The sequence below is a fragment of the Methanomethylovorans sp. genome (assembly GCF_050177135.1).
Lineage (GTDB): Archaea > Halobacteriota > Methanosarcinia > Methanosarcinales > Methanosarcinaceae > Methanomethylovorans.
In genome coordinates, this window is record NZ_JBFXHJ010000084.1 from 1 (window position 1) to 9645 (window position 9645).

Annotated in this window: 12 protein-coding genes; 5 read left to right on the forward strand and 7 right to left on the reverse strand. The window is 44.4% G+C overall.

Going from position 1 to position 9645, the window contains the following annotated elements; all coding sequences use genetic code 11:
• Positions 1–40 precede the first annotated feature (40 nt).
• Entirely contained in the window at positions 41–898 is an 858-nt protein-coding gene (locus AB7U21_RS07735) for a coiled-coil protein (RefSeq protein WP_333787404.1), read from the reverse strand.
• 40 nt (positions 899–938) lie between these two features.
• Positions 939–1649, reverse strand: a complete 711-nt coding sequence (serB, locus tag AB7U21_RS07740; protein ID WP_428388101.1) for a phosphoserine phosphatase SerB — start codon at positions 1647–1649, stop codon at positions 939–941.
• Between the two features lie 194 nt (positions 1650–1843).
• Between serB and AB7U21_RS07745 the strand changes: the two genes are divergently transcribed.
• Positions 1844–2668: a F420-dependent methylenetetrahydromethanopterin dehydrogenase gene (locus AB7U21_RS07745; protein ID WP_333787402.1), complete on the forward strand. Its 825-nt coding sequence runs from the start codon at positions 1844–1846 to the stop codon at positions 2666–2668.
• Positions 2669–2709: 41 nt separating this feature from the next.
• Positions 2710–2898, forward strand: a complete 189-nt coding sequence (locus tag AB7U21_RS07750; RefSeq protein WP_333787401.1) for a hypothetical protein — start codon at positions 2710–2712, stop codon at positions 2896–2898.
• Positions 2899–2910: 12 nt separating this feature from the next.
• Here AB7U21_RS07750 and AB7U21_RS07755 read toward each other — a convergent pair whose 3' ends face one another.
• The gene (locus AB7U21_RS07755) at positions 2911–3495 is read right to left on the reverse strand and encodes a pyruvate kinase alpha/beta domain-containing protein (RefSeq protein WP_333787400.1); all 585 of its coding nucleotides are present in this window, start codon (positions 3493–3495) and stop codon (positions 2911–2913) included.
• 99 nt (positions 3496–3594) lie between these two features.
• On the opposite strand from AB7U21_RS07755, the gene AB7U21_RS07760 reads away from it, so the two are divergent.
• Positions 3595–4341: a proteasome assembly chaperone family protein gene (locus AB7U21_RS07760; protein WP_333787399.1), complete on the forward strand. Its 747-nt coding sequence runs from the start codon at positions 3595–3597 to the stop codon at positions 4339–4341.
• Positions 4342–4345: 4 nt separating this feature from the next.
• Positions 4346–4735: a DUF473 domain-containing protein gene (locus tag AB7U21_RS07765; RefSeq protein WP_428388104.1), complete on the forward strand. Its 390-nt coding sequence runs from the start codon at positions 4346–4348 to the stop codon at positions 4733–4735.
• 65 nt (positions 4736–4800) lie between these two features.
• Here AB7U21_RS07765 and sepS read toward each other — a convergent pair whose 3' ends face one another.
• The 3 genes from sepS to AB7U21_RS07780 all read right to left on the reverse strand — a co-directional run bounded on the left by sepS (position 4801) and on the right by AB7U21_RS07780 (position 7563).
• A complete protein-coding gene (gene sepS, locus AB7U21_RS07770) occupies positions 4801–6420 on the reverse strand; it encodes an O-phosphoserine--tRNA ligase (protein ID WP_428388106.1) in 1620 nt (539 codons plus the stop codon).
• A gap of 51 nt (positions 6421–6471) precedes the next feature.
• Positions 6472–7104, reverse strand: coding sequence for a haloacid dehalogenase (locus tag AB7U21_RS07775; protein WP_333787396.1), 633 nt, complete (start codon positions 7102–7104; stop codon positions 6472–6474).
• A 189-nt stretch (positions 7105–7293) separates the two neighbouring features.
• Positions 7294–7563 carry a UPF0147 family protein gene (locus AB7U21_RS07780; RefSeq protein ID WP_292353032.1) on the reverse strand — a complete coding sequence of 90 codons (270 nt, stop codon included), beginning with the start codon at positions 7561–7563 and terminating at the stop codon, positions 7294–7296.
• Positions 7564–7680: 117 nt separating this feature from the next.
• Here AB7U21_RS07780 and AB7U21_RS07785 point away from each other — a divergent pair, with 117 nt between their 5' ends.
• The gene (locus tag AB7U21_RS07785; protein ID WP_333787395.1) at positions 7681–8181 is read left to right on the forward strand and encodes an Sjogren's syndrome/scleroderma autoantigen 1 family protein; all 501 of its coding nucleotides are present in this window, start codon (positions 7681–7683) and stop codon (positions 8179–8181) included.
• A gap of 33 nt (positions 8182–8214) precedes the next feature.
• On the opposite strand, the gene AB7U21_RS07790 is transcribed toward AB7U21_RS07785, so the two are convergent.
• Positions 8215–9645: ERCC4 domain-containing protein (locus tag AB7U21_RS07790; protein ID WP_428388109.1), on the reverse strand; the 1431-nt coding region annotated here is incomplete at its 5' end.

Genomic DNA, 9645 nt, shown 5'->3' on the forward strand with positions numbered 1-9645 from the left:
TTGAAATTTAAGGGTGAAATCACCCTTATTAGTTTCTTTTTTATAACAGTCCAGATCTCTGAAGCGCCATGAGGTTTTCTGTGGTGAGCTTTTCTCCAGCCTTGAACTTATCAAAGATGTCTTCGGCATCCTTGCGCATATCGGCCTTGGATACTTCTCTTCTGCCTTCAGTTTCTCCCTTCTTGAGCTTGCGGACCTCTTTATCAATGTCCCTTATCTCTTTCTGGGCAGCGATGAACTTCTTGTGCTTCTCATCTGCACTTTCCTGGAACTTTACGAATTCCTTGTGAGCGGCATCGGATTCTGCACGTATCTTGTCAGCTTCTTTAAAGGTGGCTATCATAAGGTCATGATATTCCTGCGCCTTCTGTGCATACTCAGAAAGCAATGTGTGCTCCTTTGAAGCTTCGTCCCTTATATCCTGTGCTTTTGTGAGCAGTTCCTTCAGTTCCTGGTTACTTTCAAGCTGCTGCTTTTTTGCATTATATATCTTGCGTAGCTCAGTGATCTTGTTTACAAGTTCTCTTTCCTTACTTGTGCTCAGGACTTCTGTCTGCTGTGCAAATTCCAGACGATCGATATCTTTACGGATGTCCTTGATGGATGGGCCTGTAAGGTTATTCTCTCCGCGTATAGTGTCTATCTGGGCATAGATCTCATTGGCCCTATTGTTGATCTCATCCCTTAGGTCCTTGTGCTCTTTAACCTTCACATTGTTCTCATCACGAAGGTTCTTATGGTTCTGAGCCTCATTGATAAGGTCTTTTGTCTTCTTGTTGAGCTCATTGCGTTTTGCAGCAAGCTTGCTTGCCTCGGCATTGAGTTCGTTGCGCTGTGTCTTGTATTCCTCGGACAGTCTTTTGAGTTCTGTCTTCTTCTCGTTCAGTTCTTTCAACATCGCTTGTTAATCCTCCCTCTCCGGCATTGAAGCCGGCATTTCATACATTTCTAATGCACGATACACACCGCTGATCCAGATCGAAAGATTCGATAACTGGAATCACAGCTTTGAGGTTCTTCTCTATTATCACAACATCTGCATGTTGTCGTAGTATTGGTTTAGAATTGAATGCTATAGCATATCTTGCTCTTTTGAAGATACATATATCATTTGCTCCGTCACCTACGACTATGCAATCTTCAGGTGCGATCCCGTGCTGAGCTGCAATTTCTTCAAGCACCAGTTCCTTTGAGTTCTGTGCAGTAAGAGATCCTATCACTTCACCCGTGATGATGCCATCTTTTACTATCAGTTCATTGGATACTACGTGGTCTATCCCAAGTAGTTTTCCCACTCTTTCCGAAGATAGTGTGAATCCCCCGGATACCATTGCAGTTGCATATCCTCTGGATTTCACGAAACTGACCAGTTCTTTGGCACCTGGCATCAGAGGCATCTTTTCCAGAGCCTTTATTGCATCTTCTAACTTCAATCCATTTAGAAGTCTTACCCTTTCAGTAAGTGCCTGGGAGAAATTTATTTCTCCTTTCATTGCTCTTTCGGTTATTGCTGATACCTCTTGGCCAACTCCCGCCGCCTTAGCAAGCTCATCGATAGTTTCAGCATCGATCAACGTGCTGTCCATATCAAAAACTATCAGTTTCTTACTACTATTACTTCTCTCAGAAAGATCACTTGTATAACTCACTTGATCAACCTAGGATTAAAGATTGTAAATGGGGCTTATGGAACAGGCTGATGTGAAATAAATGACATTGCTTTTAACCTTTTCGGATAGATTCCTGTAAGCTGCTATAAGCTCCTGATAACCCTGCTTAGGGGTATTTTGCTTTCCAAAAGTAATATATGCTACACTGCACTATTGCTGTACTGTGATTTTACATGGCCAAGATTGGAATCATTAAGCTAGGTAACTTAGGTATGAGCCAGGTAGTGGACCTGGTCCAGGATGAGATTGCAGCAAGAGAAGGGATCACTGTTCGTGTATTCGGTACAGGTCCCAAGATGGGAAAAGATGAAGCAGCTGCAACAGCTGATTTCAAGAAAATGGAAGCAGATTTCTATGTTATGATCAGCCCCAACTCCAGTGCACCCGGCCCAACTGCAGCACGTGAACTTTACAAAGACGTTCCATGCATAATCATTTCAGATGGTCCAACCAAGAAAGAGGACCGTGAGGCTCTTCAACAGGCAGGTTTCGGTTATATCATTATGACCGTAGACCCGCTTATCGGTGCAAAGACAGAGTTCCTTGACCCAGTGGAAATGGCATCCTTCAACTCCGATGCAATGAAAGTCCTTTCAACATGCGGTGTTGTAAGGCTCATCCAGGAAGAGCTGGACAAGGTCGCAGCTCTGGTCGATGCAGGTGAACCTATCCAGTTGCCTCACATTCTTGCGAAGCCAGAGGTATGTATCGAAAGAGCTCACTTCAACAACCCCTATGCAAAGGCAAAAGGTCTTGCAGCACTCCACATGGCTGACATGGTCGCAAAGATCAACTTCCCCGCATGCTTCATGATGAAGGAACTTGAACAGGTAGCTCTTACAACTGCAGCAGGACATGAAATGATGAGAGCTGCAGCACAGCTGGCGATCGAAGCACGTGAAATTGAGAAAGCTAACGACAGCGTTTTCAGGCAGCCCCACTCCAAGAAGGGAGGCAAGCAGTTCCAGAAGACAAAGCTGTATGAAAAACCCCAGTGAAGTACTCACAGGTACTTCCTTTTCTTTTTCTAAAAGATCTTATGGACCTTATAATCGTGTTTCTGGCTGCTATCATTATTTTTGCAGTCTTTGTTGCGATCACAGCATTTTTTCTCAAGTCTGCACTGGATCTTCACAACAGAACCATGGATGCAGTGGTATCTCATAATGCAAAGCATCAGAGTGATCTAAATTCAGAAGATAACGAAATAGAAGAAGAAAGCCAGTAAAGATCTTCTGGCTTATTGCCTCACTCTTGGCATGGCAATTATCTCTCTTATCTGAGCGTCGAAGAATCTCTGTGAATGCGAGGGCTTTATCACAACAGCTACATCTGCGCCGTGGCCTGTACCTGCAATTGCAATAACCTCTGTTCCAGGGATCACAGGGATCTTACCGGAGTCAGCTGCCATCATTGTTATTTCCACGACCACTTTGAATCCCTGGCCGAACAATGACCTCAAAGTGTTCGATATCACGTCTATTCTGCTTGTTCCTCCCAGTTTGTTAGAGATGGCTCTTTCTATTCCTGAGAACAGGTGAGACTGCGTAACAACCTCTACTCCCATATTTTGTAATTCCTGTAAAGTATCGATCTCCATTTCCCATTTTCCATCTTCTTTGACCCCATACTGATAGCTCACACAAACTATCTTCAGCTTTTTTCCTTTTGCAGCTTTTGCCATTTCCAGTGCCGTATATCCAGTGGTGCTTGACACTACTATCTGGCTGATCCCCAGCTCTTCAGCCCTTTTGATAGCAGCATCAATGACCAGCTGTGTATTCTCCTTGCCTGTGCTTTCAAGGTACATTATTGGTTTTTCCATGTTACCCTTCCTTAATTTTTATGAACGATGCTCTTATCTATCATGATCAGTATAAAATATCAGCGATTAAATAAGTGTTAGTTAGAAACAGGTGATCTTTTGGCAGACACAGATTATGATGACAAGAACGTGAAAATAGTAACCAAACCCATCACATCAGAGAACCCAGTGCTAATAGAGGGTTTTCCGGGAATAGGTCTGGTGGGGAATATCGCAAGCCAGCAGATCATAGATGAACTCAAGATGACCTATGTGGGGTCAATCGATTCAAGACATTTCCCTCCGATAGCTGTGCTTTACGAAGGTCTCATCAACATGCCTGTCAGGATATACGAGAGCGAGGAGCGCAATCTTGTGATGGTCGTTTCAGATATACCCATTAATCCGGTAGTATCGTATGATATCAGCAGAGCATTACTGGACTGGGCAAAGGGGATCAACGTAAAGGAAATAGTTTCCATCGCAGGTATAGCTACAATGTCCGAAGAGCGCAAAGTGTTTGGTGCGGCTACAACACCAGAAATGCTTGAACGGATAAAGGATAAAGTGGAAGTGTTCCAGATGGGTACCATTTCCGGTATATCAGGGAGTATTATGGCAGAGTGCCTGGTCAGGGAAATACCGGCCATCAGCCTTTTGGGAGCCACCCAAAGCCAAAACCCGGATCCACGAGCAGCAGCAGTGGTGATAGATGTCTTAAATCTGCTCTACGATTTCTCAGTGAATACAGAAAGCCTGATAGAACAGGCGGAGAAGATAGAGATCGAGATGCAGCGGCTTGCAGAGGATGTAAAATCAACCGAGCAGCAGCCTGCACCGAGGAAAGAGTTCCCCATGTATGGGTGATAGCATGGAGTACATTGCATTAACAGGTATGTCCGAGCGTGTGATTTCCGAGCTACGGAATCGCCATCCCCTCACCATTGAAGTACGCAGTCCGAACAATTTCTTCGCAGCTTACAAAGCCAATATAGGCGACTTCATATTCGTCACTCATGTAAGTCCGGACGATCTGCGCGGAGGCACTATGGGCATCGTAGTAAAAGTGCTCAGACATCAGGTGATCACTCACAGAATGGTCCAAAGCAATGATATCTATTATGAGGAACGCGAAATGACCATGTTGCGTATACAGCTTGAACCCAGGTTCATAGCAAGGGTGCGCCGTGTTACCTGCAATCAGATGTGTAAGGCTGCTAAGGTAGATGCGGAGGAAATGCCCTTCTTTGATGCAAGGTAAAGTAAGTTGTATTTTGGGGCTTTGGCTTCCTAGTTTTCTTTTGGATCAAGGGTCAACAGGCAGGATCATTCGATCTCTGCCCTTACAGTTGTGAATACTGGTCCACGTATGTCTATTTTCATATTATTGCTGGTGATGTAACGCTGAGCCAGGGGCTTGATCCTTACATTGATCTCTGAAGGCACTTTTACTATCCTGACTCTCGTTTCCACCAGTTTTTCTCCATTCTTTGCAGCTTCTTCGATCTCCCACGCTGATTGGGCGGCAAAGGCATCTATGAACCTTATGCCAGTCCTTGCGGAATCATTTTCAAAAGCCTCTTCCCACTTCTTGTTATTGGGCAGTCCCAGAATGTCGCTCTTAAATGCCAGCACTTCATTGAAAGCTGCCGGACCACATAGCTTAGTGTCCTCTTCAGGTTCCACGACCGATACTTTCGTTTTTCTGCCATAGACCGTGCCTTCCCATGCAGGGAACTCACAGGGACTGGGTTCGGAACCATGTAATTCGCATTGTTTTACTATAGCAGCAAGTATTTGTTCTCCTTCAGGGGTAACAGGCGTTTTTTCCACATAGATCATCTTTGCAAGTTCACTGTCCTGCATGTTCCATGGAGAGTACTGTGGTATCTGAGGATATGTAAGGGCACGTAAGTCCATGGCACCATACAGGATCATGGCAAGTCTTTCCACTCCAAGGCCCAGGTTCATAACAGGATAGGGTATCTCATACTCTGCAAGTGCGGTAGGTGAATATATTCCGAAGGTAGCTATTTCGACCCAGCCGTCCGAGTATTTTGTCTTTGAACCCACCAGCTTTGGGTGATATGCAAATACCTCTATCTGCGTATCAGGTACATAGTACTTGCTTCTCTTTTCATCAGGTCTGAACCTGAACTTTTCAAAGCCGAATTGTGCCAGAAGACCTTGAGCAACCGCTTTTCCATGATCTACCGTTACATCCTCGTCCATGATGACGCATGAAGCTGAATAATATGTCATGAGACGGGCAGCGTCTTCGGCCTGTTCTCTTCTGAAACAGCGGTCTATGGAGAATAAATTAAAAGGGGGTTCAGCACGTTCCAGCATGCCTGACAGACTTATGAACCATCCGGAGGTCATATGGCTACGCAATGTCTTTCGGCCACATACAGGTGCCAATTCCTTGAACTCAGGGAAAACCTGGTCTATCATTTCCACTATAAGCGAGTCAGAAACACCCAGTTCCATTGACATTTCAGGTACCAGGTCATCTCCTTCAATATCGCCTTTCTTATAAGAATGAAGTATCTTCCTGATCTTTTCGATGCCTTCCTCGCCAATATCCCCGATCATTCCTTTGATCATGGCGATCCGTTCATCGGATATGCCTACGTTGGGCCTGGGCAGTCCTCCTAAATAGAAACATCTGTCAAGGACTGCAAGTGCTTCATGCCCGAATTGTTTGTGTACTTCTTTCTCATCGACTATAAGAGGATTCATCATCTCGTGAAAGCCCATACGCAGATACGCTTCTCTCAGGCGGGATATGGTCTCGTAGACGGGATGCACTTTGCCATAGTTAAGCTCCATGTGTGGGTATCCCTGGTTGATGTTTGATCTTTTCACATATTGTCTGCCATTGTTCCACGCAGCATCAAAGTCTTCTTTAGCGGCTGTTTTGATATCTTCAGGGTTGAATCTCATAGTGATGTCCTCTAAGATGATGGTTAATTCGGTGCAATATTATTTATTTGTTTATTTACGAGATAAGAATTGATTTTCAAGCGCTTGCATAGCCATTTCAAGTTTTTGTTGTCTGACCGCTGCTGTGAGTTCCCCTCGTGCTATCTCCAGTAGCAGCCGCAATCTGTCTGTCTTTGCCCGCAGTCCATGTGTCATAGCATCCGGATAATCGAATAACATCAAACCTGTGTATAATTCTTCCATGATGTTCAGATATCTTTCCCCGTCGTCCAGCATCCCATTGCGTATCAGATCGAGTATATGTCTTTTTATCTCTCCTCCGACATCTCCCAACCCATTGAGGTATGCCACAGGTTCAACTTTCAATTCTTCAGGCTGAGGGATGCCTTTTCCAGAAACAAGTGCATATATGACGCTGCATTCTGTAAATTCCTGCTGGGCATGTTCCACAAAACCTGTATAATATAGATCAGGCTGATCCTCAAGAACTGATATCATTTTTTCTACGTTTTCTCTTGCAGTTTGGATCATGGAATATGCCCGTTCAAGTTCCATCTTATGGACGTGCTGCATCGCTACTCTGCAATTGCGCACTACTTCCCTTGACAGCGTTATACCCTGCTCTCGGGCTTTGTCTTTTTCTTCCAGCTCTTCTCTGATATGTTCGATGATATTTTTTATCATGGTCCCTTCTTTCGGATCCAGTTCCGATCACTTATTAGTTATAATTGCAACTATAAGGGTGTTATTTCAGTAAATATTTCTTCTTAAAGGGCCCCGATCATCCGAAGCCTACAAAACATAAATTCAGAAATGGTTTTAAGAGGATGTATTCCTTACAGGATAACATCCATATTCCCTTAAAAGGAAGTATTAATCATCTACAGGAATGGTTTCAAGCTGACTTGCAACATTCCATATCAGAGTACGGGTGTGTAATGGGATGTTTGGATCATTGCTGATATCTTCCAGGATAGAAATGCTTGCCGTTGTCCTCATGAACAGAGGCTCCCCCTCATTTTTCAGTGTGGTCAGCACATCACTTGCAGAACGCCTTATATTCCTTGGAACAGAACTGTCATTTGCGATCTGCTCTAATATCTGTATACACTGGTTTATAACATCTTTAAAATCATTTGCCATACAAATCACCTTCAGATGACTTATCACTAAAATAAGATAATCAAGTTACAACTAAACCATTATATGGTATAAAAAGACTTTCATTGGTAATATATCGTTAACGTAACGGAGGAATACATGAGTCAAAAGGATGAAGAATCAATAAGCAAGATCTCACGGATGCTTGAGATAGGTGGTACCATGCTGGCACAGCACTGTACAGAATGCGGGGCTCCATTGTTCAGATATAAAGGCAATGTGATCTGCCCGGTCTGTGATACAGGACAAAAACCTTCTGCTCAGGCACAGGAAAAATTCCCGGAAAAAAAGAAGGCCCTTTCTTCTGAGTTTTCTGCCAATACCGAAGATAAAGAACAACTTCCCTCCTCAGTAAATGTGGTCCCTTCTTCGGGTGGTCTGCCTGCAGGTGTCAATAAAATAACTCCTACGGGCCCAGAAGTTCCAGAACGATCAAAGTCTGTTCCTTCAAGTTCTTTACAGGAACTGGAAGATATGCTGATCAAAAAAACCATTATGCTTGCTCACTCCATGCAGCAGGAGCAGGACCCTCGCAGGATAAAAGAGTTCCTCGAACTTATTGGACAGAGCCTGGATCTAATAGACAGGCTGAAGAAGTAGTCCTGGTAAAGGGGATAAATATCAAGCTACAGCTTATCCTTTATAGTCCCCTGACACTACTTCCCTTATCCTGGAAGCGGTCTTGGGTCCAATGTTTTGGACCTTTATCAGCTCTTCGTATTCTGCTTTCATCACATTCTCCACGCTTCCGAAATGCTTAAGAAGGGTTTTCGCCGCTTTCGGTCCGATATCGTTTATGGCAGAAACTATGTATTCCTGCTGTTCTGATAACATCTGGGATGCCTTTTTTCCATGAACTTTGATTTCCCTCTGTTCATCAGATTGTTCCCTTTTTGCAAGGGTCTGGATGAGCATAGCACTATCTTCAGCATCCCTTGTGTAGAATATGGATACCCCAAAGTCTATTCCTATGGAGGCCAGAGTTCCATGTATCGACCTGGGGTTTATCTGACGTGCTGAGAACAAGCCCTCTCCTTCTATCAACAGGACAGGCTTTTGATAGGAGCGTGAGATATTGGAGATCTGTTCGAACAAAGTGTTGTTCAGGAGAGAACTTACAAAATCCTCTGCGCTCTTTCTTTCGATAGCGATCCTTTCGCTGATCACATAATCTCCCACTTCCAGGGTCTTGACATCGATATCCATCCCAAGCTTTTCAAGTTCCCTGGCAACCTGGCTGCGCACTTCCCGGTGATCTATAACAACCCTGATGCCTTCATTTCCAAATTCAGATAAGTTCTTCTGGTCTTTTTCTACCTGTGGTTGGACATATTGTTCCAAAGTAGTGGCATTTGCAGGCATGATCTCCTGCAACTCCTTCATATTGCTCTGCATCCGGCGTTCCTTTGACAGGCTGCTCCAGTAATAACCTTCATCCCTGGTACCTTTGGTGACGAGTACCACGACCCTGCCTGCATGTTTTCTTGCTGTTCTGCCCTTACGCTGTATGCTCCTTATTTCGGAAGGGATCGGTTCATAAAAAACAACAAGATCGGTCGAGGGTATGTCCAATCCTTCCTCTGCCACAGAAGTTGCCACCAGTACATTATATACGCCTTTTTTGAAGTCCTCGATGATCTGAACCTGTTGTTTCTGAGTAAGACCTTTATCTTTGTATTTTGAGCTTTGTCCTACAAATCGCACAGGGTGGATATCTTCCATTGCTTCCAGGGAAGCTGTGACCATATCTGCAGTATCCCTGTAGTTCGTGAAAACTATTACTCTTGACTCCGGTCTCCCGGCTATCTGTCTGGATACGATGTTCCTCACCATCTCAAGTTTCGGATGTTCGGTGTCAGTATCCTTTATCCGGTGAATGGCCTGGCGCATGTAGAGATCCTCCGCCAGTCTTTTTGAAGCCTTGCTCCCGCTCTTTGAATATGCTTCGTGTTCCAGCCTTTCCATGTACTTGCGCAAGGATTCCATCCCCTGCGTCTCAATTATCTCTACGGCATGGTTCACCTTCATTATTTCGGCAACGACAGATATTGCTGCATAGACCGA